Annotated in this window: 14 protein-coding genes; 2 read left to right on the top strand and 12 right to left on the bottom strand. The window is 59.0% G+C overall.

Going from position 1 to position 22,170, the window contains the following annotated elements; all coding sequences use genetic code 11:
- Nucleotides 1-223: 223 nt before the first annotated feature.
- The 5 genes from DDIC_RS02950 to DDIC_RS02930 all read right to left on the bottom strand — a co-directional run bounded on the left by DDIC_RS02950 (nt 224) and on the right by DDIC_RS02930 (nt 7,328).
- Entirely contained in the window at nt 224-1,792 is a 1,569-nt protein-coding gene (locus DDIC_RS02950; RefSeq protein ID WP_168732459.1) for an outer membrane homotrimeric porin, read from the bottom strand.
- 466 nt (nt 1,793-2,258) lie between these two features.
- Nucleotides 2,259-3,320 (bottom strand): ABC transporter ATP-binding protein, encoded by a 1,062-nt coding sequence (locus tag DDIC_RS02945; protein WP_247647528.1) that lies wholly within the window; start codon nt 3,318-3,320, stop codon nt 2,259-2,261.
- 2 nt (nt 3,321-3,322) lie between these two features.
- On the bottom strand, nt 3,323-5,014 hold the full coding sequence (locus DDIC_RS02940) for an ABC transporter permease (RefSeq protein ID WP_136399069.1): 1,692 nt from the start codon (nt 5,012-5,014) through the stop codon (nt 3,323-3,325).
- Between the two features lie 129 nt (nt 5,015-5,143).
- Nucleotides 5,144-6,199 carry an ABC transporter ATP-binding protein gene (locus DDIC_RS02935; RefSeq protein WP_136399068.1) on the bottom strand — a complete coding sequence of 352 codons (1,056 nt, stop codon included), beginning with the start codon at nt 6,197-6,199 and terminating at the stop codon, nt 5,144-5,146.
- A 139-nt stretch (nt 6,200-6,338) separates the two neighbouring features.
- Nucleotides 6,339-7,328: an ABC transporter substrate-binding protein gene (locus DDIC_RS02930; protein ID WP_136399067.1), complete on the bottom strand. Its 990-nt coding sequence runs from the start codon at nt 7,326-7,328 to the stop codon at nt 6,339-6,341.
- A gap of 278 nt (nt 7,329-7,606) precedes the next feature.
- On the opposite strand from DDIC_RS02930, the gene DDIC_RS02925 reads away from it, so the two are divergent.
- The gene (locus tag DDIC_RS02925) at nt 7,607-8,713 is read left to right on the top strand and encodes a pyridoxal-phosphate-dependent aminotransferase family protein (RefSeq protein ID WP_136399066.1); all 1,107 of its coding nucleotides are present in this window, start codon (nt 7,607-7,609) and stop codon (nt 8,711-8,713) included.
- Between the two features lie 387 nt (nt 8,714-9,100).
- Nucleotides 9,101-10,651, top strand: coding sequence for a putative bifunctional diguanylate cyclase/phosphodiesterase (locus tag DDIC_RS02920; RefSeq protein ID WP_168732458.1), 1,551 nt, complete (start codon nt 9,101-9,103; stop codon nt 10,649-10,651).
- 59 nt (nt 10,652-10,710) lie between these two features.
- Here DDIC_RS02920 and DDIC_RS02915 read toward each other — a convergent pair whose 3' ends face one another.
- The 7 genes from DDIC_RS02915 to DDIC_RS02885 form a co-directional block, all read right to left on the bottom strand.
- A complete protein-coding gene (locus tag DDIC_RS02915) occupies nt 10,711-11,985 on the bottom strand; it encodes a glycosyltransferase (protein ID WP_136399064.1) in 1,275 nt (424 codons plus the stop codon).
- Between the two features lie 18 nt (nt 11,986-12,003).
- On the bottom strand, nt 12,004-14,145 hold the full coding sequence (locus DDIC_RS02910; RefSeq protein WP_136399063.1) for an HD domain-containing phosphohydrolase: 2,142 nt from the start codon (nt 14,143-14,145) through the stop codon (nt 12,004-12,006).
- Between the two features lie 76 nt (nt 14,146-14,221).
- Nucleotides 14,222-16,267, bottom strand: coding sequence for an HlyD family type I secretion periplasmic adaptor subunit (locus DDIC_RS02905; protein WP_247647527.1), 2,046 nt, complete (start codon nt 16,265-16,267; stop codon nt 14,222-14,224).
- 81 nt (nt 16,268-16,348) lie between these two features.
- Nucleotides 16,349-18,700, bottom strand: coding sequence for a type I secretion system permease/ATPase (locus DDIC_RS02900; RefSeq protein ID WP_211088888.1), 2,352 nt, complete (start codon nt 18,698-18,700; stop codon nt 16,349-16,351).
- A 255-nt stretch (nt 18,701-18,955) separates the two neighbouring features.
- Nucleotides 18,956-20,347 carry a TolC family outer membrane protein gene (locus tag DDIC_RS02895; RefSeq protein ID WP_432612326.1) on the bottom strand — a complete coding sequence of 464 codons (1,392 nt, stop codon included), beginning with the start codon at nt 20,345-20,347 and terminating at the stop codon, nt 18,956-18,958.
- A 513-nt stretch (nt 20,348-20,860) separates the two neighbouring features.
- Nucleotides 20,861-21,436, bottom strand: coding sequence for a rubrerythrin (gene rbr / locus DDIC_RS02890; protein ID WP_136399061.1), 576 nt, complete (start codon nt 21,434-21,436; stop codon nt 20,861-20,863).
- A 117-nt stretch (nt 21,437-21,553) separates the two neighbouring features.
- Complete coding sequence (locus DDIC_RS02885) at nt 21,554-22,054, bottom strand: FlxA-like family protein (protein WP_168732457.1); 501 nt, start codon at nt 22,052-22,054, stop codon at nt 21,554-21,556.
- Nucleotides 22,055-22,170 lie beyond the last annotated feature (116 nt).

Raw genomic sequence — 22,170 nt, 5'->3', positions numbered from 1 at the left:
CAGCACAACGCAATATGGGTCAGACCCAGCCCGCATTGCTCCATCGCCCGGGGAGAACCTCGCATTGGAGACAAAAAACGCCAGGAGCCGCTTAACGCGCTGTATAACCTCCGGTCGACGGGCTGCGCCACCGCCCCTGACACCGGCAAAAGGATATTTCGTGGAGCACAAAAAAAGGGGGAACCCGAAGGCTCCCCCTTTGATAAACTAGGCCGGTGTGCTCTTAGAAGGAGTACACGAAGCTCAGGTTGACGTTCCAAGGATCGCGAACCTGGTCGTTACGGCCGTTCATGTTGGTGTGACCCCACACGGATTTGGACTGGTCAAGCCAGGTGGCGATGTAGGCAGCGTCAAGCATGATGGTGAAGTTGTCGTACATCTTGTAGGTGTTGGTCAGGCCAACTTCCATGGCGGTGTCGTTGGTGGTCAGGTACAGGGGATCCATACCAGCAGAGCCGAAGCTGTTGGGGCCAGCGATACCGGAGTTGGAAGCAGCGGGGTAACGGCTGCCGCCGGAGAAGTAGCGAGCCATGGAGGTGCTGTTGGTGCCGCCCATGACATTCAAGCGCAGGGTGTGCTTCAGGTTTTCAATGAAGCTCATGTCCTTCAAGCGGGCGCCGATACCCCAGGTGCCAGCCATGGTTTCGCTGAGCATGGCTTCACGGGCGATGTAGGGGTTGCCGTTGAAAGCAAAGTTGGAGAAGTCATTGTTGCCGTTGGCGTGCAGCGAAGGCAGACGCTCGGAACCGTTGGCCGGGTTGTTGTCGTCGCCAGAGCCGTACCAGAAGTACAAGCCGGGGATGGACCAGTCAAGCTTGTATTCAAACAGCAAAGAACCGAGGTAACCAGCGCGGTTCAGGCGGCTGTTGTCATAGGCAACGGAACCGTAGTTGAAATCCCACGCGATGCGGAAGGGATCAAATGCGGTCACTTCGCCGGTCAGGCCAGCCCACACGGCGTTGCCGTAGCCGGTCAGACGGTGAGCGTTGTCAGAGGTGCCGTTCTTGTGCAGGGCGCCGCCCACGGGAACCATGCCAGAAGCAATCCAGTTACCAGCGTTGCCGACGGTACCGGTGTTGCCAAAGTACTGACCGTTGTTGTTACGGAAAGCGTTGGGACCCATGGCGCCGTACATGGCCCAGGGGGTAACTTTCACGCCGTCGAAGGTCATGGGCACCAGCAGGGCAAACAGGTCCACATTATCCATGTAGTTGTTGCGGACGTTGTTGGTGGTGGTGTAGTTGTCGTTGTAAGGACGAGCCCACATGGCGGTTACGCCAACGGTTTCGTTGAACTGGTAGGAGGCGGTCACGGCAGCGACGTCGTCTTCAAGAATGCTGCTTGCCTTGGTGGTGAAGCTGGGCAGCGCCACGCCCTGAATGCCCATGCGGAACTTCAGGTCGGTCTGGGGAACGATCCAGTCGATGTAGGCGTTCTTCACTTCGACAACGTTGTTGCCGTCAGTGCCGAGAGAGCCGCCCTGGCTGGAACGGCCCCAGGTCTGGTCGCCCATTTCAAAGAACACGGTGCCGGACAGGGCTTCAGAAGCCACGGCGTCCAACTGCAAGCGCACGCGCTGTTTGGCTTCAAACTGGTCTTCGCTCTGGTAGCCCTGGGTGCGACGCGCACCGTCGAAACCGGTGGTACCGGCGCCGCCGGTGAAGCCGCCGTTCTGGCCGTAGTCAAAGCTCATGATCCACTGGCCCTTGGCCTTGAAGTCGATGGCGCTGGCGCCCGTGGCAACACCGAACACAAGTCCGGCCGCCAACAGAAGAGTAGCGATCTTTTTCATGGTTATCCTTCCTTTCTTTTGCCCCGCTTGGGACTATGGTTTCATATAAACGCCTGTGGAGCGGTTTCCCGCTTCGGGGCAAATATATGGAAGGCCTAAACACAATGCAAGCCCTATCGTGCAAAAATTTTTACCCAAAACAGGCAATTTTGGCTTACAAAATTGTATATGCTTATATTATAGATGGTTAAAAAAACTTTAGACTCAAAAAAAATTTTTGTCACATGGCTGTCACAAGCACAAAATACACGCCTAACGCCCTAAATTCCGCACTGCTGGCGCACAACATGTCGAGAGCCTGCTGGTTAAAATTTTTTTCACCCCCACCAAGGGTACCAGCCACACGGTACCCGGCAGCGTAAAAAAAGCGATGAATGCACTGCCGCAAAATAAAATGGCCATGCGAAACGCCGGATGTTTCGCATGGCCGCCTTAGTGGCAAACGTCAACATTTCATCCTGGTTGGCTACTGCTCGCCCACGGGGAACCACAACGGTTTCAAAAAATGCAGGCGGCAGTTTTCACCCTGCTGCGGGCCCCGGTCATAGCGCCCCTTTTGTACGCGCACGCTCTGCTCGCCCACCCGCACCTGATAGTCAAGCTGCTCGCCCAAAAACGTACGCCGCTCCACGACCCCCGGCACTCCGCCCTCGTCGGTAAAGTCAATTTCGTTGGGTCTGCTGGCAACAATGCCCCGCCCGGCCTGCACGATGGCAGCATCAGGCGCGCACCCGGCAGGATAAATCGCGCTCACGCCGTCAAGCTGCATGTGGGTAGCCGTAACCGACATTTCCGTAAAATTTGAAAGCCCGATAAAGCTGAATACAAAGCGGTTGGCTGGCCGGGTATAGACCTCCAGCGGCGAGGCAACCTGCTGCGCTACGCCGTTTTTCATCACCAGAATGCGGTCAGAAAGCGCCATGGCTTCCGACTGGTCGTGGGTGACGTACATGATGGAAAACCCGTAAATCTTTTGCAGTTCCTTGATTTCAAAGCGCATTTCTTCGCGCAGATGCGGGTCAAGGCTTGAGAGCGGCTCGTCCAGCAGCATGACTGAGGGGTTGATGGCCAGCGCCCTGGCCAGGGCCACGCGCTGCTTGCCGCCGCCGGAGAGGTCCGCCGGGCTTTTTTGCGCCACCTCAAGCAGATTGGTGTGCTGCAGGGCCTCAGTGGTGCGTTTGTGCAGCTCTGTCGCGCCGACTTTTTTGATGCGCAGGGGAAAGGCCACATTTTCGTACACGCTCATGTGCGGCCACACGGCAAAAGCCTGAAAAACCATGCCGAAATCGCGTTTTTCTGGCGGCAGATAATATTTTTTGCTGCCGGACGAAAGCAGCTTGCCGTTGACGCTGATCTCGCCTTCGTCCAGATCTTCAAAACCAGCCACCATGCGCAGCGTAGTGGTTTTGCCGCAGCCAGACGGGCCCAGCATGGAAAAGCATTCGCCGTCGCCGATCTCGAGGTTCAGGGAAGAAACAGCCTTAACCTTGCAAAAATACTTGGTAACATTGCTCAGTGAGATGGACATGATCAGGCCTGCCTGGACTTGGCAAAGTGATTGATGATGCTCTGGCCGGTAACAATAAGGATAAGCGCAACGCCTGCCAGCGCCGCCGAGGTCACGGTTTCGCCGTCTTCGTTGAGCGTATAGATGGCAACGCCGATGGTGCGGCTTGTTGTGCCGTACAGCATGACCGAAACAGTCAGCTCGCGCAGGGCTGGCAAAAAGATGAGAAAAAATGCCGCCACCATGCCGGGCCGCACCAGGGGCAGCACAATATCGCGCAGGGCCTGCCACATGCTCGCGCCGCAGGCGCGGGCCGCCTCCACCAGCGAGTCGTGCACCTGCTCAAGCGCGGCCGAGTTGGCCTTGAGTGAAAAGGCCATGTACCGCGCGATGTAGGCGATAAGGATAATCCATATGGTGTTGTAAAGGTTGACCCCAAAGCGCCCGCTCCAGGCCAGGATAACGCCCAGGGCGATGACCGAACCGGGGACGGAAAAAGGCAGCATGCCCAGAAATTCCAGGATGCCCTTGCCCCGCACCCGCATTTTTACAATGACGTACGAGATCATCACGCCCGCGAACATGGTTATGGTAGCTGCGGCCAGCCCCAGTCCGATGCTGTTTTTGATGGCCTGCTGGGTTTGATCCCATTCAAAGAGCACATATTTATAGTTGTCGAGCGAGAGGTTCTCCCAGGTAATGGGCACGCCGTAGGTTTTGAGCCCGCCCACAAGAAAGATCGTCACCGTGGGCAGCACAATGGTAATGGCAATGTACAGCAGGCAAAAGGCAAACAGCGGCGTGCGCAGGCCGCGCAGCTTAAGCTCCATGGGGCGAAAACTCTTGCCGCCGATGATCTGGTACTTGCCAGAGCCCAGCACCTTGCGCTGCAGCCAGATGATCAGGGCAGCCGTTACCACCAGCACCGAAGCCAGCACCGTGCCTGTGCGTATGGAGGCAAAGCTGCCCGCGCTCTCGTGAATACGCTCGTAAATGAGCGTGGGTATGTTATAGATGCCCACCTCTATGCCCAGCACGGCCACAGTGCCAAAGTGCGCCATGGAGTACAGCATGATGAGCAGCGCGCCCGAAAGGATGCTGGGCAGCACCAGGGGCAGGGTTATCTTGCGGGTGATGGTGAACAGCCCCGCGCCCGAAATACGGGCCGATTCCTCCAGCGTGGGGTCCATACGCTCAAGCGCCCCGCACACCTGGATGAACACAAAGGGGAAAAGATACATGGTTTCGATGCAAATGATGCCCGCGTACGAAAAAATATTGAACAGGGCGTCTTCCGCGCCGGTCATGTCGCGCCAGAGCCTGTTGATGTAGCCCGCGCGCGGCGAGAGCAGCATCTTCCAGGCCAGTGCGCCGATAAACGAGGGCAGCATGAAGGGCACAAGAAACATGCTCTTCATGAATCCCTTGTAGGGGATGTCCGTGCGGGTCACCAGCCAGGCAAAAAATGTGCCCACAGCCGTGGCGCACAGGGTCACGCCGCTGGCGATAAACAGCGAGTTCATCAGGGCCTGATAGGTTTCCCCTTCGCTGAGGGTTTTTACCAGGTCAGCCGCATTAAACTGTCCGTTGACAAAAAAGGCGTTGAAAAAAATAAGCGCAACCGGAACAACAACCACAATCACAAGAATGGCGATGGACAAAAGCAAAATAACTTCCGCCACGCCCCAGGAGCGCTTTTGTTTTACTGCTTGCATATCTGACCGCCCAATTTGGAGTAAACCGCCCACCGCCCTGCCAGGCGGCTAGAGCTTGCACAGCGGCTGCGCTGCACCGGCGCTGCACCGTCGAACGGGCAATGCCCGGTCCGGCAACCGCATAACCAGCTAACTGAACCAATGCGCGCCGCGCAGGCTGATGACGCAGTCATCGCCCTCCGCCAGCAGCAGATCACGGGCCAGAGCCTCGTGCGTATCCACCGCCGTGCGCACCCGCTGGCCGCATACGTCCAGCTGATAATCGGTAAACGCGCCCAAAAAGCTGGCGCGGTGCACCGTAGCCCGCAAGCCATCGCCACCGCGACGCAGAATCACGTCAGACGGACGAAAGCCCACGCGCGCCGCGCCCGTCAGCCCGGCCGGGGGCGACAGGGGGAACCCCTGCCCCTCAAGATCCGCAAGCCCACCGTCTACCCGCACCCGCAAAAAATTGCTCATACCCAAAAAAGAAAAAACATACTCGTCCGCCGGGGCGGAAAACAGCTCTTCCGGCGTGCCCACCTGGCGTATGGCCCCCTGCTCGTCCAGCAGGGCCATGCGGTCAGAAATCGCCAGCGCTATTTCCTGATCGTGGGTGACGTACAGGATGGTGACGCCGAGATTTTTTTGCAACGCCTTGATTTCGAAGCGCATTTCTTCGCGCAGGTTGGCATCAAGGTTGTTCAGCGGTTCGTCCAGCAGCAACAGGCTGGGTTGGGCCACCAGCGCACGCGCCAGGGCAACCCGCTGCTGCTGCCCGCCAGAAAGCTGCGAGGGCAGGCGGTCTTCCATGCCGGAGAGGTTTACGTCGTCTATGCTTTTCTGCACCAGGGCCGCAGCTTCGGCAGGGTTGCGCCGGGCTATCTTGAGTGGGTAGCCCACATTTTCGCGCACCGTCATGTGCGGCCACACGGCATAGTCCTGAAAAACCACGCCAAGGCTGCGCTGTTCCGGCGGCAACGCCGTGCCGCTCTGCGCGTCGGCCACCAACTCGCCGCCAATGCTCATGCGGCCCGCATCAAGGGTTTCAAAGCCAGCCATGATGCGCAACAGCACGGTTTTGCCGCACCCCGAGGGCCCGATGAGGGTAAAACATTCGCCGTCTCGCACCGCGAGGGACAAATCCCTGAGCACGGCATGGTCGCCAAACGATTTTGATATGCTCTCAAGAAGTATTTCCGCCATGAAATTTCCCGCTTGCGCTGTGCGCGGGCATGTCGGCAGCCTGCCGCAAACCGCCATGCCCGCGCGACGCTAAAATTGTCCCCGCCGCCTCCGCCTTCTGTCAGCCGGAGAGAGACGCAGAATTGCAACACTGCTGTCGCTATTTCGACATCATAATATCGGTAAATTTTTTAACAGTGGATTCTTTTTCGCTCAAAATATGCTGGTAATCAATTTTGATGCCGCGTTCAAAGGCTTGCTCGCTGGTGGGCAGGCCAAATTCCGCCGGGGGCACGATACCTTTGCGCACAGGCAGGGTTCCCTGACCGGCCAGAATTTTCTGCCCTTCTTCAGACAGCAAAAAATCCACAAATTTTTTGGCGGCGTCCAGGTTGGGCGTGCCCTTGAATATCGCTGCGGGGCTGGGGATAACCAGCATCTCTGGCGGGTACACCAGAGCAAGATCAGCGCCCTTCTTGATTTTATCGTTCACAATATAGTCTACGCCGATGCAGGCCAAAAGGTCGCCAGAGGCGGTGTCGTCGATGACCTGACCAGAGCCCTTGCCCATGCGCGCGCCGTTTTTGTGCACGTTTTCGATGTATTGCCAGCCAAACTTGTCCACCAGCAGCTGAATGCTCATGTACGACGTGCCGGAGAGCGCCGGGTTGGCGATGCCAAAGGCCTTTTTGAATTCTGGCTTCATCATGTCGCTCCACTGGGTGGGAGCCTCCTTGACGTGACGCTTGTTGTAGGCAATGCCCAGCGTGCCCAGCCGGATGGCGGTAAACGATCCGTCAAAGTCGGAGAAGGGATTGATGACATTCTTCAACTCGGGCGATTCGTATTTTTCCAGAATCCCCTCAGCCTTCATGTTAAAAAAGTCCGGCACTTCGCTGGTCCAGATAATGTCGGCCATAATCTTGCCCGACTGACGCTCGGTGGCAATTTTGGCCATGAGCTTGCCCGCGCCAGCAGACTGGTAATCCATAGCTATATCAGGATATTTTTTGACAAAGGCCTCTTTGAGAGAACCAATGATCGATTCTTTCATGGAGGTGTAAACCACGAGCTTTTCAGCGGCAAAAGCCGAAAATGCCGAGGCCGCCAAAAAGACGGCAGCAAAAATAAGAGTGGTAATGCGTTTCATCTGTCACTCGCTCCGTTTGAAAGTATTCATAAAACACAGCCAAATTCCGGCTATCTGCCACATGCTGTCGGAATTTTTCTTAAAGGTAGCGAATGCACGCCATGAATACAATGCGTTTTGTTCCGTGCACGCGACCGCCAGTACGCTGTCGGGCAAGCGAGTTGCCGCACTGTTTCAGATCAGTAATATGCGTGCTACGGTGCTTTATCCGCCGTTGCAGCAAGCGCCCGGCAAGGAGCTGTTACGTGCGGTTCCCTCACGTAAACCAGGAGATTGTCATGACCACGGTTTTTGGAAAACTGGACCATGTGCTTCTGATGGCCCCCGGCCCCAGCCCGGTAGCCCCCAACGTGCTTGAAGCCATGAGCCTGCCGACTCTGGGGCATCTTGACCCCGACTGCATCAAGGTGATGGATGCATTGCAGGATCAGCTGCGCGCCGTGTGCAAAACGCGCAACGCCGTAACATTTCCCATTTCCGGCACAGGCTCCGCCGGCATGGAAGCCTGCTTTGTCAACCTGGTAGAACCTGGCGACCCGGTACTTATTGTCAACAACGGCCTGTTCTGCTCGCGCATGGTCGAGGTGGCCTCGCGCCTGGGCGCTCTGGTGGATACAGTGGATTGCCCATGGGGCGTTCCCATTTCTGTAGAAGCCGTAAAAAAACAGCTGAAACAAAAAAATTACAAGATATTAGCCGTAGTACATGCCGAAACATCCACTGGTGTAAACAATCCAGTGGGCGAGCTTGGCGCGCTGGTTAAAAACAGCGACACCCTGTTTTTGGTAGACAGCGTGGCGGGGCTTGGCGGTGTGGACGTACGGGTGGACGAATGGGGCATCGACGCTTTTTACAGCGGCTCGCAAAAATGCCTTTCCACCCCTCCCGGCCTTGCGCCCGCCTCGTTTTCCGAAGCGGCCATGGAGGCCATGGCCCGGCGCAAAACCAAAGTTCCCAACTGGTATCTGGATGTGACCCTTATCCGCAAATACTGGGAGGGCACGCCCCGCACCTATCATCATACCGCGCCCATCAATATGTACTACGGCCTGCATCAGGCTCTGGACAATCTGCTGGCCGAGGGTCTCGAAGCTTCGTTTACGCGGCATCAGGCCATGCACGAGCGTCTCAAGCGGGGCATGGGCAAACTCGGCTTCAAACCCTATGTAACAGAAGGGGCCGCCCCGCAGGTAAACCTTTTTGTGCCGCCAGACGGCGTGGATGCCAACGCCCTGCGCGCCCGCCTGCGCAGCGAACACAAGATTGAAGTAGCTGGCGGCCTTGGCGCGCTGGGCGGAAAGGTTCTGCGCGTCGGCGTCATGGGCGAAGGCGCCCGCGAAAAAGCCATAGACAGTCTTGTGACGGCTGTAGCCGCCTGCCTGTAAACTCTCCGATGCAAGCCCCCCCGACGGCCCGACCGGCACTGCGCCGCAGGCAGTCGGGGGGGGCGCTAAACCGCATCCCCGCCGGCATCCAAACCTCCGGCCCGGCGCACGCCTGACAGGTATTGGTCTGTCCATGTCATTGACGGCCAGGACGTTTGACTTTCTGCCGTCTAAAACCCTATATTCAATATTCCAATATGACGTAAGGCGCGAATCTGCCGGTTACGGCATTCCCATGCCCTGCGGTCCCATACGCGAACAATAACAAATGGCAGCGTCGCCCTCCGCCAGGTAGACCGAGGAATCCGCCCCATGCAGTTGTTTCGGTTCCGCCTTTTTCCCCTTTTGCTCCTGCTCGGATGCCTTTGGGTTGCAGTGCTGCCTGTCATGGCAAACAGCGCGGCGGCTGTTCCCCCAAATGAGCACAAGGCAGCATCGATTGCCTCGCCGTTCAACACGCAGGCAAACCTGCCGGTTTACCCGCCCGACGATCCCGACACCCTTGCGGCCCGCACCGGCAAGCGCTTTGACGACACCCTGCAGCCCCCCCCCCTGCGCCTGCTTGGCGGCATCATACTTTTTTTTATGGCCCTCATCGCCGGGTTGCTGGTCTGTCTGGGCAACAAGTGCAGCCGCATCTGCCGCATGGAAGATCAGCTGAACAAGGACGAACTGACCGGCCTGCCCAATATGGAAAAGCTCAAGACCCTGTGCCCGGCCCTGCTGAGCGCCCAGGTTACCGCCGACTACATGCTGCTTTCCGGCGACATCTGCCAGTTTAAGGCCATCAACGACCAGTTTGGCTTTGGCATGGGCGACAGGCTGCTGCAGGCCTATGCGGCGATTTTGCGGCGCAACGTGCTGCCTGAGGAATGCTGCGCGCGCCTTTCTTCCGACCTGTTTGTGCTGCTGCTGCGCTTTGAAAACTGGGACCAGCTGGCGGCGCGCGTACGCGAAATGGACAAGGAGCTCGACGAATGGCGACGGCAGCAGGATCTGCCCTATACGGTGCGCACGGTTTACGGGGCGTTTCATGTGCCCAGAACGCAACCCTATGACGTGCAGCGCATGCTGGACATGGCCAACTACGCCCGCCTTGAGGCCAAGCGCTCGTCCGGCATACCGATGGTGCTTTACAACGAACGCATGCGGCAGCAGGCCCTGCTCTGCCAGGAGCTCAACGGCAAGCTGGAAGAAGCGCTGACCAATGGCGAAATTGAAGTGTGGCATCAGGCCAAGGTGGACATGCGCACCGGGGGCATTACTGGCAGCGAGGCGCTGGTGCGCTGGAACCATCCCACGCGGGGCCTGTTGCTGCCGGACAATTTTATCCCCATGTTCGAGCGCAACGGGCTGGTGACGGGCATCGATTTTTTTGTCTTTGAGCAGACCTGCCGCAGCCTGCGCAGCTGGAAGCGGCGCAACCTCCCGCTGCACACTGTTTCCTGCAATTTTTCACGGCTGCACTTTGACCGCCCCAATTTTTGCCAGCGGCTGGCCGACATCGCGGACCGTCACGGGATTCCTCACCATCTGCTGGAAATAGAAATCACTGAAAGCGCCATCATGAACAACCCCGAAGCCGTCTGGCTGCAGATTGTTCAGCTCAAGGACACGGGCTTCAAAACCGCCATTGACGATTTTGGCGCGGGTTATTCGTCGCTTGGCATTGTGCAGATGCTCAACACCGACTGCCTCAAGATCGACCGCAGCTTTATCCAGCGGGACCTGCCGGGACAGAGGGCGCAGATTGTGCTTGGCAACATCATCCGGCTGGCTTCGGATCTGGGCATGAACGTGATTTGCGAAGGGGTGGAAACTGCGGAGCAGGCCGCCATCATCGTGAAGCTGGGCTGCTATACGGCGCAGGGTTTCTTTTACGCCAAACCCGAACCCATGCACGACTTTGAGGCCAGGCTGGCCATGCAGGGTTTGTAGCCCACGCAGACAGGCTGCGCCCGCCCTTGCCCGGCCCGCAAAGACAAAAAGGCGGGATGCTAGCCCTGCTCCCTGCTCTGCATGCTTGAGGCAATCAGATCCATAAACCTGCGCGTCTGCACGTCCGCGTCGTACGAGCGCAGCACTGTCTGTCGGGCGTTACGGCGCACATGCCCAAACTGCGGCGCGTGCGCAAGCACATCGGCCAGTTTTTGCGCCATTTTTTCGTGATCCCAAAAATCGCACAAAAAGCCGTTAACACCGTCCTGCACAACCTCGCGCACGGGGGGAGTGTCTGAGGCCACCACCAGCGAACCGCAGGCCATTGCCTCGAGCAGGCCGGTGGAAAAGACGTGCGGGGCGGCCAGATACACGTGGGCTGTGGAATGTTGCAGCATGGCCCTGTATTCCTTGAGCGAACGCGCGCCCAGCAGGTGCACCCGAGATCTGAAACTCTGGTCGATGCCAAGGATGTCCACTGCGCGGCGCATGGCCTTGCCGGTCTCGGAGTTTTCCGGCAGGGGAGGCGCCGTGCCGTCCTTGCGCCCGGTCTGGGCAATATCAAGCCATGCCAGCACCACAAGACAGTTGGGCCTGAGCTCCAGCAGGCGCGGCAGGCACTGGCGAAACTGGTCAAACCCGCGCGCGGGATCGTGCATGGGGCCGCAAAACGTCACCAGTTCGTGGCTTGCGCAGCCCCAGGGGTCCGCAGCGCAAGCCGCCGGGGCGTCGCCGTCCTTTTTTTCGTCGCCGGGCACAAAAAACCGCGTATTGATGCCGCTTGGCACAACCTTGATTTCGCGCTGCAGCGCTGCGGGGTACTGGGCACGCTGCCACAGCGAGGATGTGACCGGCAGGTGGCACTCGCCCATGGCGTTGTACTCCCACAGGTTGCTCACGCGCAGCGGGGCAAAATCGGCGGGAGGTCGGGGGGTGCCCCTGGTAAAAAAGCAGTGGCTCTCGCCGTTGTTGTAAAACCAGTCGCCCTGCGCCACATAGAAAGCCTTGGGAAAGATGTCGCGCACATAAAAGCTGCCGCCCATGCTTGCTGCGGCGCAGATAAGATCAGGGGCAAAACCGTTGCGGCGCAGCGAAAGCAGGGCATTGCCCGCCCGCGCCCCGCGCCGCAGGCGGGTTACAATTTCTCTTTCCGCAGGGTCGTCGCTTTCATAGGGCGCTGGCGGGGCCAGACGCAACCGGCGCACGCCGGGGATGGCGATTTTTTGCCCGGTCTCTGCAAGAAACAGCACGGTGTTGTGCTGCGCAGACCCAAAAGCATGGGCAAGCGACCTGAAGCGGCCAGGAAACACAGAATTCAAAAAAAGTATGCGCATTAGTCACCCCTGGTCCAGTTAGGCGTCGTTCGTCAGCTGGTCAGCGAGCAGGTGCATCATAAAGGCCTTGCCAGACTCCGTCGCCAGATAGCTTTGCAACGCGGCGACGACGGCGGCGTCGTACTTGGGCGGCATTTCGGCCAGTATGCGCAGGGCGTCGTCCGTGCCGTGCGCCTCGCGGTAGGAACGCGGACGCACAAGAGCGCAAAAGGTGTTGGACACTGCCAGGATACGGGCATTAGCGCAGATTGCGCCGTCGGCAAGACCGGCAGGATACCCGCTGCCGTCCAGCCGCTCATACATCTGGGTGATCGCCTCAAGCACCGGCAGACCAAAATCAATGTCAGACAGAGCCTCTCTGGCATAGTCCACGTGTTTTTCGAGCTGTGCCCGCTCCGAGGGCGACAACGCCCCGGACTTGGTCAGCAGCTCCTTGGGCAGCTGAATCATGCCCACATGCGAGAGGTTGGCCGCAGTACGCAGGGTTGCCAGGGTTTCCGCATCGGTACGGCCAAGGTTGCCTGCCAGCGCCACCGCCAGCTGCGCGGTAAAGGCCGACTGCCCGCGCAGATAACTGTCCACCGCCTCGATGGCCCGCACGAAGGCATTGACCGTCTGGGCCACCATCTGCTGCGAGCGCTGCTGGGCCAGGGCGATGTCCGTCATGTCGCTGTAAACGGAAACAATGCCCGAAAGCCGCCCCTTTTCATCCTTGAAGGGCGTGCACGAAGTAAGAAAATAGCGCAGCCTGCCGCCAACCAGCAGCGCCTCGGCAAAACTGAAAGGCTCGCCAGACCGGTACAGGGCAAGGGTATGCGACACCAGGCTGTGCGCCAGCTCCATGCCCAGGTCGGAATGCCTGCGCCCGCGCAACGCCGCCGCCTCCATGCCGCACATGCGGGCAAAGCTCTGGTTGGCGTAGTGGATGCCGCCGTCCAGGTCGTTAAGCACAATACCGGCCGAGAGGGCGGAATTTACGCCGTCCATGATCTGCTTCTGCTGGTTGACCACCAGATAGAGCCTGTGCATCTGCACCGCCACGGCGCGCTCATTGCGGCTCACGAGGCTCCACCACAGGGCGGCCAGCAGCACGCCCGCAAGCACGGTCATAATGGCGGAGGCCAGCAGCACCTTTTGGCGCAGGCCGGTGATTTTTTCGTCTATACGGCTCATGGGCACGGTCTGCTCCACAAGCCAGGGCAGGCTGGGCACGGGCAGGGCAAGGCCGTAGACCTGCTGCTCGCTTTCAGGAAGCCCGGGGTCGGTGTACGTTCCCAGGGGCAGCTTGCCGTCCCTGAGCGTCCAGCCGGGCAGAGCAACCACGCCATCAGCCTCTGTGGGAGAAATGCGCTGCAGTTTTTTGTCAAAAGCCTGCAGGATAAACGTGTCGTAATGGCTGCCGTTGCCCGACTCGCCAGTGGTTGCGGTCGTTACCGACAGCACGTTGTAAGTGGCCAGGAGCAGCGAGACCACGCGTTGGCCCGTGGAATCCACATACAGGGGCGCAAAAACAGGAAAGGCCATGTCCATGACAAGCTTGCCGCTTTCCCGGCGCACAGGCATGAGCACCGGCTGCTTGCTGTCCAGCGCCGCCTGCAAAAAGGGCTTTTGCTCTTCGGCGACCTGCTGCGGCCCGTCGGGGGCCAGATATATCTGCAGACCTTCGTTGACCAGGCACAGGCCGATAAAACTGTTTTTTTCCGCAAAGTCGCGCAGGTAATTGTTCATCAGCGGCAGGCGAGGCGCCAGCTTTTTCAGGGGGTCGTCGCTCGCCAAACCGCTGTCTCCCAGAGGGGACAGCATGTCGGCGGCAGCGGGGTCGCCCGCGCTGCGCTGCGACTGCAGCAGTATGCCCTGAGCGGACACCCCGGCATTGGCGACCTCTGCCGCAAACAGACGCAGCATGTCCTGCGAGACAAACACGTTTACCTGACCGGCGAGCGTGCCTGACCATACCGTAAGCAGGGCCACCTTGCTTGCGGCCTGCGATTTCATGTCCTGCCCCATTTCGCGCAGCAGGTGCTCGCGTGAATCCTGCAGATACCAACGGGCAAAAAGAAAAATCAGGCAGACCGCCAGCACAAACAGCGCCGACATGGTCAGTGCGGCCTTGCGATTGCGCAGGGCCGCGCCTGGAAGCGTCAGGTCTTGGGGTGCCATATGTCTTTCCTTCATCGGGCAGCGGCAGGCCGCAGAGGTTCCGGCAGCCGTCGTCGCGCTACGCGCATTGCTGTTCTCAACGCTCGCGCAGGGCGTTCTGCTTGGCCTTGAGTATGGGCTTGAGCAGATAATCGAGCACTGTTTTTTTGCCTATCAGGATATCCGCCGTCACCACCATGCCCGGTATGATGGGCAAGAATTCGTTGTGGTAGACGATGGCGTTTTTCTGGGTGCGCACCTTTACAAGGTAAAAATGCTCGCCCCGCTTGTCTTCAATGGTATCTGCGCTGATGGACTCAAGCTTGCCCTCGAGCCCGCCGTAAATGGAAAAGTCGTAGGCAGAGACCTTGACCATCACCTCCTGCCCTGGGCGCAAAAAGGCTACATCCTGCGGCTTGACCTTGGCTTCAACAACCAGCGTGTCGTCCAGCGGCACAAGATCCATAATGGGCTCGCCAGGCTTGACCACGCCGCCGACGGTGGTGATGTATATCTGCCTTACCGTGCTGCGCACTGGCGCGCGCAGCTCTGTGCGGGTGACCCTGTCGCGCCCCGCCGAAAGACTTTCGCGCAGCGAGTTGAGCTCTTGCCTGCGCTTGTTGATCTCTTCTGTCACGCCGGCAATCTGTTCGGCCTTGCGCGAGGCTATGCGCTGCTTTGACTCGTCCGCCGCAGCCTTGGCCTTGGGAATGGTGGCCGCCAGCGAATCGATCTGCCCCTGCAGCTCCACAACCCGCTGCTGCATGCCCAGATATTCGAGCTTGGAAAAATTGTTGCGCTGCACAAGGGCGTAGGCCGTGTTGCGCTGCTCGATAGAAAGTTCAAGGCTGCGGTCAAGCTGCACCTTGCGGGCCGAAAGCTCTTCCACATCGTGCAGACGCTGCACATACTGCGATTGCAGCACGTCTACCTCGGAGGAGAGCTGGTCCCGGCGGCTGGTCCAGGTATTTTCCTGATCCTGAACTATCTGATGCACCCGGCCCAGCAAAACCGGCTCTACCCTGCGCCCAATGACCTTTTCGGCCCACACGTCGATCTGCTGGGGAAACACGGGCTGTTCGCCCTTCATTTCCGCCTCGAGGCGGATGATGGCCAGGCTGTTTTCCATGGCCTTGTTTACGGCATCGCGGTAAGCGCTCTCGGCCATCTCGTTGTCAAGCTGGGCCAGCACGACGCCCTTGTCCACAATTTGCCCTTCGTGCACAAGCACGGCCCGCAAAATACCGCCTTCCAGGTTCTGAATGGTCTGGGTACGCTGCGAGCCCACCACCGACCCCTCCGCATGGGTCACCTCGTCCACGCTGGCAATGGCGGCCCACAGAATCAGACACAAAAAAAAGGCCGCCACGGTGATGGACAACATGCGGATGCCGAATTCGGGCCGTCTGGCCAGGGCCGCGTCCACCTCGTTGGCGTACAGGATATCTTCGGGCGTGAGACCGCGCAGAGGGGCATCCATGGCGGCAAACAGACCGGGGTTGGCCTGCGCCGCCCCCTGGGGGCCGCCCGCAGCGCCTTTGCCTGTGGCTTTGCCCAGCAGCCTGTCCGCAGTCTCGCGCAGCGATTCACGCAGACTTTTGTCCGGCCGCTGTTCGTTATCGCCGCCCAGCAAGAGCTGGCGCAAAAAAAGCTCAAGATTGCCCGGCTCGCGCCTGGCCTCGGCTGCTTGCGTGGCCAGAGGCTGCATGGCCTCGGCGTCGGGCGCCAGATCATTCACCAGCGTGGCCAGGTTCCGCAGTGCGGCGTCGGGCGTTTCCTGCCGCTCGGGGTTGTCGGCGTCGGCGGAGGGCTCGCCTGCCATGCGCTCACTGCCGGGCATGGCGGGCAGAGGCGCGGAAACATCGGGCCGCGAAAACTGCGAACCAAAAGGCAAACCCAGCGCAGGCGCAAGAGGAGAAGCAAGGGAAGATTCAGCGGCAGATTTTGCGGGCGCGGCAGTGCCCTGCGCCTCGACCGGGGGGGGTGTCCCGCCGATATCCGCCGCCATGGTCACAACCGTATTTTGCGGCTCGGTGGCCGCGACAGCCAAAGAGATGCCAGAAGCCCCGGACGGCGTCGCGCCCCCCGGTTGCAGCCGGTTTTCTGCACCGGGCGTTTCCTGTTTTTTTTGTGGCAACTGCATTCGCCTTACTCCAATAATAACCACTGGGCAGTCATTTAAAAACAGCTTGCCGGCTTGCGGCTAAAAACGGCCGCAATACCGTCAGGCCCCGGCGGCGTTGTCGGCGTGGCGATTCTGTCCCTGCCGGGCGGCCCGTTCCGCATTGCCCATATTTTTTTGCGAACGCTCGCGCAAACCCTGCAGTACCACATCGCGCGGGCCGTCCATTTTTATCTGGCCGTCTTCCATCACCACAAGCCGGTCAACAATGCGCAGCATGGACAGACGGTGCGTTACAAGCACCAGCGTGCGCCCGCCAATAACCGTCTGCAGCCTTTTTTGCAGCAGCAGTTCCGAGTCCGTATCCATATTGCTTGTGGGTTCATCCAGTATAAGCACTTCGGGGTCGCGCACCAGAGCCCGCGCCAGGGCCACAGCCTGCCGCTGCCCGCCAGAAAGGGCCTTGCCCTGCTCGCCCACCTGCGCGGCAAACCCTGCGGGATTGTTGCGCAAAAAGTCCGTCACCCCGGCCAGCGACGCGGCGCGGAGTATAAGATGGTCGTTGATGGTGGGGTCGCCCAGCGCGATATTTTCGCGGATGCTGCCGTAAAACAGCACCACGTCCTGGGGCAGCACGCCCACGCGGCTGCGCAGCTCCATGCTGGGGATCTGGCGGATGTCCACATCGCCAAACTTCACGGCCCCTTCCTTGGGCTGATACAGGCCGATGAGCAACTTTGAAAGCGTGCTTTTGCCCGATCCCATGGGGCCGATAATGCCCACGCGCTCGCCCGGTTCAATGCGCAGCGAAACATGCTGCAACGCCAGCCGCTCCTGCCGAGGGTAGGCAAACGAAACCCCTTCAATGGTAAACGAAGGCCGCAACATGCCAAAATCCATGCAGGTCTTTTCCGCCTGGTCTTCCGAGGGCAGCATCATAAGCATGTCCAGGGCCTTGAGCGCCACATGCGAATTCTGCAGGCGGGTAAGCAGCGAGGCCATCTGCAACAGGGGGGCCATGGTGCGCCCCACAAGGATGCTGCAGCCGATCAGCGCCCCCATGGTCATGAGGCCTTCGGATATGCGGTACACGCCCCACACCACCATGGCCACTGTGACCAGCTGGGTGATGAGCAGGGAAGACGTGATCGCCAGGCTGCTGTATCTGCGTGACTCACTGGTGGATTTTGCCGAAAGCCCCACCACGGATTCCCACAATTTCTGCATGCGGCTTTCGGCCATGCAGGATTTAAGGGTCTCAAGCCCGCTGACAATTTCCACCAGCAGGGCGTTTTTTTGCATGCTCTGCTTGTAGCTGTCCTCGGCGCTCGTGCGCGAGCGGTGCTGCAGCAGCAGACCGATACCGATCATTACGGGCATGGCCGCCAGTGACAAAAAAACAATGGGGCCGCCTATAAAAGCCGTAATCAGCAGAAAAATAACCAAAAAAGGCAGGTCAATGCAGGCAAGCAGACTTGAAGAACTAAAGAATTCGCGCAGCTGCTCAAACTCGCGCAGATTGCTTACCAGAGCGCCTGTGGATTCGGGCTTGGAATCCAGGCGCATGGACAGGACCTTTTCGACCAGAGCGCTCGAGAGCACAATATCGGCGTTGCGCCCCGCCACATCCACAAAATGCGTGCGCAGCGCCGAGAGCAGAAAATTGAAAAAATAGATGATGCATATGCCGCTGGACAGGACCCAGAGCGTTTCTATGGCATTGTTGGGCACCACGCGGTCATAGACGTTCATGGTAAACAGCGGGCTGCCCACGGCGATGAGGTTGATCACCACGCTGGCGAGGGCCACATGCCTGTAAATGGGCGCATAATAGCGCAGCACGTCCCAAAACCAGCGTTTGCCCCGGGCAATGCTGAGACGTTCCGCCCGGTCTTCGGGCACGGCCTCAACTGCCGCAAACAGCGCATAGCCAGAATACTCTTCCTGCAGGGCGTCCACCGTCACAAGCTGGGCGCTTTCGCTGGTTTCAGGAAAAACCACTTCGGCCATATCGCCGTCGAGGGCAGTGAGCACGCACGAGCGGTCATGGGTAAGCAGCAGAATGCACGGCAAAACCAGACCGGGAATATCCGCGATTTCAGGCCGGTAGGCGATGCGCCCGGCCAGACCGGCCTTGCGGGCTGCCCGCAGGCAGGCCTGCGGCGTCACCTTGCTGCCCGAGATGCCAGCCATCAGCATATGCGGCGAAACAGTACGGCCACGCAAACGCAACAGCACAGAAAGACTGCGCAGCAAACCGGGCATAAAATCCACATCTGAAGGGCGCAACGGCCCCATGGTGGGGGCTGCCGCAGAGCGAGCGGCCGACGGCTGCGCGGGCGGTGGCGCCTGCGCGGCTGCAGCGGCGTCACCAGAATCCTGACTGACGGTTTCCTGACCGGAAACAGCGTGCCGGGCCTGTTCGTCTGAACCCGTGGAAGTAATTTTATCCATGCATTTTCCGTTGATGCAAAACAGAAGCGGCGGCGCATGGCGCGACACGCACTACAAAAAAATCAGCTCACCTGCAGCCTGCGGCCCGCACGCGAGGTCTGCACGGCCAAGTATCGGCAAAAGTCTGCGGCCAGAGTGAAACCATATAGCGTGCAGATTGCGACAATTGTCGGACAGTTTGGCTGCAGACGCAATCATGCGTCTGCCCCCAAAAAAGCACATGCCCTCAGGCATGAGGGCATGTGGCTATGATTGTCAATTGAACCAACCAGGAGCGAACTCCTCGCGGGGATCGCCCGGGTCTTTTGGTGCGCTCTGGCCCAATGGCCCAGTGTTGATGGACATTTGCGGCAGCATGTTGCCCGTCAGAGCCGAGAGCCTGTACGCGCCCACCAGTATATTGCCCCTGGATGTTTCTGCCTGGGTTGCGGAATTGTACAGTTCGCTTTCGGTATCAAGCACATCCAAAATGCTGCGCTTGCCGATCTGAAACTGCTCAAGGTAGGCAGTGCGGGTGTATTTGTTGTACTCGATGGCCTTTGAATAGTGGTTGTACTGCTCCTGAGCCGCCTGATAGTTGATCCAGGTGCTCTCCACGTCAAGCTTGAGGTCGTCAACAAAGTTGTACATTACCTGCCGCGACTGACGCACGCGGGCAGAAGCGGCCCGCTGTTCGGCCAGATCGGCCCCGCTGTTAAAAATATTCCAGCGCACCACGCCCATGACGTCAAAACTGTAAACCCACCGGTCGCTGGCCCCGCCAAGATTGGAGTATCCGGGCCCGGCCTCAAGGTTGACGGCAGGTGCAAAGGCGGAGTCGGCCAGCTCGCGGTTACCGCGAGATGCGCGTATGTCTTGCAGATAAGCGGCCAGCTTGGGATTGCTTTTTTGGGCCTGATCCATGACAGCCTGTGAAGCCGCAAAAACCTGGGGCGGCATGCTTACAGGCTGCAGTCTGCTGGCTGCGGGCAGGCCTGTAAGGCGAACATACGTCTCTTCCGCCACCCGCAAGGCGGCTTTGGCCTCGGAAAGGCTGGAAAGCGCCCGCTGCAGGCGCGACTGCGCCTGGGTAACATCCGCCGCCGTGTCCGCGCCTACGCTGGCCCGGTCCTGAGCCTGCGCCACAAGCCCCTTGTGGTGCGCCACGTTTTCTTCGGACAATTCAAATATTTTTCTGCGGCGCAAAAGATCTATATGCGCAATGACGGCATCCAGCGACAGCGATGTGGCCGTATCAAAAACGCGATATTTTTGTGATTCAAGGGTAGACTTGGCCGTGCGCACGCGCGAGCGCGTTGCAAAGCCATCCCAGATAGGCTGCACAAGCTTAGCCGAGTAGCTCACCTTGCCCCACATCTGCGAATCAAGGTTCTCGCTGCGCGTGCTCGAATCGCTCAGCACACTGCCGCCCGCCTGGCCGTTCAGGTCCACACGGGGGCCAAAGCCTGCCTGCGCCCTTTGCACCTCATAATCAAGCACCTCCCGGTTTTCGATCATACTACGGAGATTGCGGTGATTGCGCAGCACGCCATAGATGGTGTCTTCAACAGAAAGCGCTTTGCCAGCTGGCGGCGGAGGTGGGTAGCCAATTTCTGCCGCCGCGGCCACTGTGACCAGAAGCAGGAAAACCCCCGCTGCAAAAAACAGATGTCTCACGGTTACTCCTGAGCATGAAAAATGCAACGTACGCATTTTCCCGCAATCAGCATGCCGCCCATTACGGACCACATTCTGCTGAGGGTAAAAGCCTTTCCCTCCGCACAACGACATGCCTTGCCATACTTGATAACTTCTTAGCCCTTATACTGCAAGGTATTTGGCTGCCATCCCTTTTGGCAGGGATAAACCGGTACTGCGCCGCGCGTTGGGCATGTCAGTAATTTGATACACCAGTAACGCTCGCTGATGATTGCAAATATCACGCCACATCGACAATCATTATCATCCGGAATAATGGCGGTTTAACGTCAAAAAAAAAACGCCAGACCCGCTCAGGTCTGGCGTTTTGAAGTCACTGTGTTGGATCTGTTTTTGCGGGGCGGCAGTCTCTTGCTTTCAGGGCTGGCGACTCCCGCAAAAAATCAGCTTCTGTGCCGCATGCGGCCCCCGGCTACGCATGGGGACAAAACCGGGCGCAAAACAACCATGCCGGGTCTGGAGCTAGAACGTGTAGTTAAGCTCGGCAAAGTAGGCCTTGGGGTGGGCACAGGCGGGGCACATTTCAGGGGCATGGTCGCTCTCCACAAGGCAGCCGCAGTTGAGGCAACGCCACACGGTGGGCTTGGTACGCATAAACATGCGCCCTTCCTTGATGTCCTTGGCAAGCGCAAGAAAGCGCTTTTCGTGGTAGGCTTCGGCCACGGCGATATTGCGCATCACTGCGGCAACCTCGCCAAAACCCTCTTTGTCCGCAGTGGCGGCAAATTCGGGGTACATGACGGTGTGCTCGTGGTTTTCACCGCTGGCGGCCGCGATCAGGTTGGCTTCGCTGCCAGCGATCACTCCGGCAGGAAACGCCGCGTTAATCTCGACCTCGCCGCCTTCAAGAAACTTGAACAGGCGCTTGGCGTGCTCTTTTTCCTGCAGGGCGGTTTCGACAAAAATTTCCTGAACCAGAACAAACCCGTCATTCTTGGCCCGCCCGGCAAAGTAGTCATAGCGGTTACGCGCCTGAGATTCACCGGCAAAGGCGGTAAGAACATTTTTTTCGGTCTGGGAGCCTTTCAGCGACTTCATAGCGGTTTCTCCTTGGAATGATTGGTGGCTTGAGCGCCTGCCGGCGCAACTTGAGAGGAACGGGCAGCCAATTGCGCGCTCAATCTTCAATCACTCTAATTAGGAATAATTACTATGTCAAGCAGAAGTCTTCTCCGCCTCGGCAAGCTGCGCCTCAAGCGAGGCTATCTGGGATTCGAGCGACTGGATTTTGCTTTCCACAGCCGTTTCGTTGCCCTTGCCGGCGTGTGCCGCCACACTGGTAAGCTGGCTTTTCAGCGCTTCGATCTGCTTCTTGATGCGCTCGACCTCGCTGGATGACGACGAGCTGCTGCCGCCGCCGACGTCGCCCCCGGCCTTTGAAGTATCATCCCCCGCGCCGGATTCGTCGCTGGCCGATTGGGACGAAGCATCGTCGGTGTTCTTGGCCGAAGCGGAGGATGTGGGAGTAGACGAGCCCTTGTCGTACATGTGGATTTTTTCTGAAAACAGCTTCTTGGCCTCATCCGAAATATCCACAGTATCGCCGGAGTCGGAATCGTCGCTGCGGGTGCGGATGGTGTTTGCGCCCAAACCCACCTGGTACACCGCGTCAGTGCTGCCTGTTCCCAACAGGCTGCCAATACCTGATACGCCCATGATAACCTCCTGCGGCAGAGTTTCTGTCAACGCCGCACACGGCATTTGCTCTGTTTCGGCAGAACGTCCGCCGCCAAAGCCGCGCGCAGGCAAAAACTGCCGGGTGCATCTTTCCG

The sequence above is a fragment of the Desulfovibrio desulfuricans genome (assembly GCF_004801255.1).
GTDB lineage: Bacteria > Desulfobacterota > Desulfovibrionia > Desulfovibrionales > Desulfovibrionaceae > Desulfovibrio > Desulfovibrio desulfuricans_C.
The sequence above is the reverse complement of the archived record's forward strand: the minus strand, read 5'-3'. Positions and strand labels throughout refer to the sequence as shown.

Bases quoted from the DNA above. Each gene is read 5' to 3' on its own strand.
- DDIC_RS02905 (WP_247647527.1), bottom strand. From the start codon at position 16,267: ATGCAGTTGCCACAAAAAAAACAGGAAACGCCCGGTGCAGAAAACCGG.
- DDIC_RS02935 (WP_136399068.1), bottom strand. From the start codon at position 6,199: ATGGCGGAAATACTTCTTGAGAGCATATCAAAATCGTTTGGCGACCAT.
- DDIC_RS02945 (WP_247647528.1), bottom strand. From the start codon at position 3,320: ATGTCCATCTCACTGAGCAATGTTACCAAGTATTTTTGCAAGGTTAAG.
- DDIC_RS02940 (WP_136399069.1), bottom strand. From the start codon at position 5,014: ATGCAAGCAGTAAAACAAAAGCGCTCCTGGGGCGTGGCGGAAGTTATT.
- DDIC_RS02915 (WP_136399064.1), bottom strand. From the start codon at position 11,985: ATGCGCATACTTTTTTTGAATTCTGTGTTTCCTGGCCGCTTCAGGTCG.
- DDIC_RS02900 (WP_211088888.1), bottom strand. From the start codon at position 18,700: ATGGATAAAATTACTTCCACGGGTTCAGACGAACAGGCCCGGCACGCT.
- DDIC_RS02910 (WP_136399063.1), bottom strand. From the start codon at position 14,145: ATGGCACCCCAAGACCTGACGCTTCCAGGCGCGGCCCTGCGCAATCGC.
- DDIC_RS02885 (WP_168732457.1), bottom strand. From the start codon at position 22,054: ATGGGCGTATCAGGTATTGGCAGCCTGTTGGGAACAGGCAGCACTGAC.
- rbr (WP_136399061.1), bottom strand. From the start codon at position 21,436: ATGAAGTCGCTGAAAGGCTCCCAGACCGAAAAAAATGTTCTTACCGCC.
- DDIC_RS02925 (WP_136399066.1), top strand. From the start codon at position 7,607: ATGACCACGGTTTTTGGAAAACTGGACCATGTGCTTCTGATGGCCCCC.
- DDIC_RS02930 (WP_136399067.1), bottom strand. From the start codon at position 7,328: ATGAAACGCATTACCACTCTTATTTTTGCTGCCGTCTTTTTGGCGGCC.
- DDIC_RS02920 (WP_168732458.1), top strand. From the start codon at position 9,101: ATGGCAAACAGCGCGGCGGCTGTTCCCCCAAATGAGCACAAGGCAGCA.
- DDIC_RS02950 (WP_168732459.1), bottom strand. From the start codon at position 1,792: ATGAAAAAGATCGCTACTCTTCTGTTGGCGGCCGGACTTGTGTTCGGT.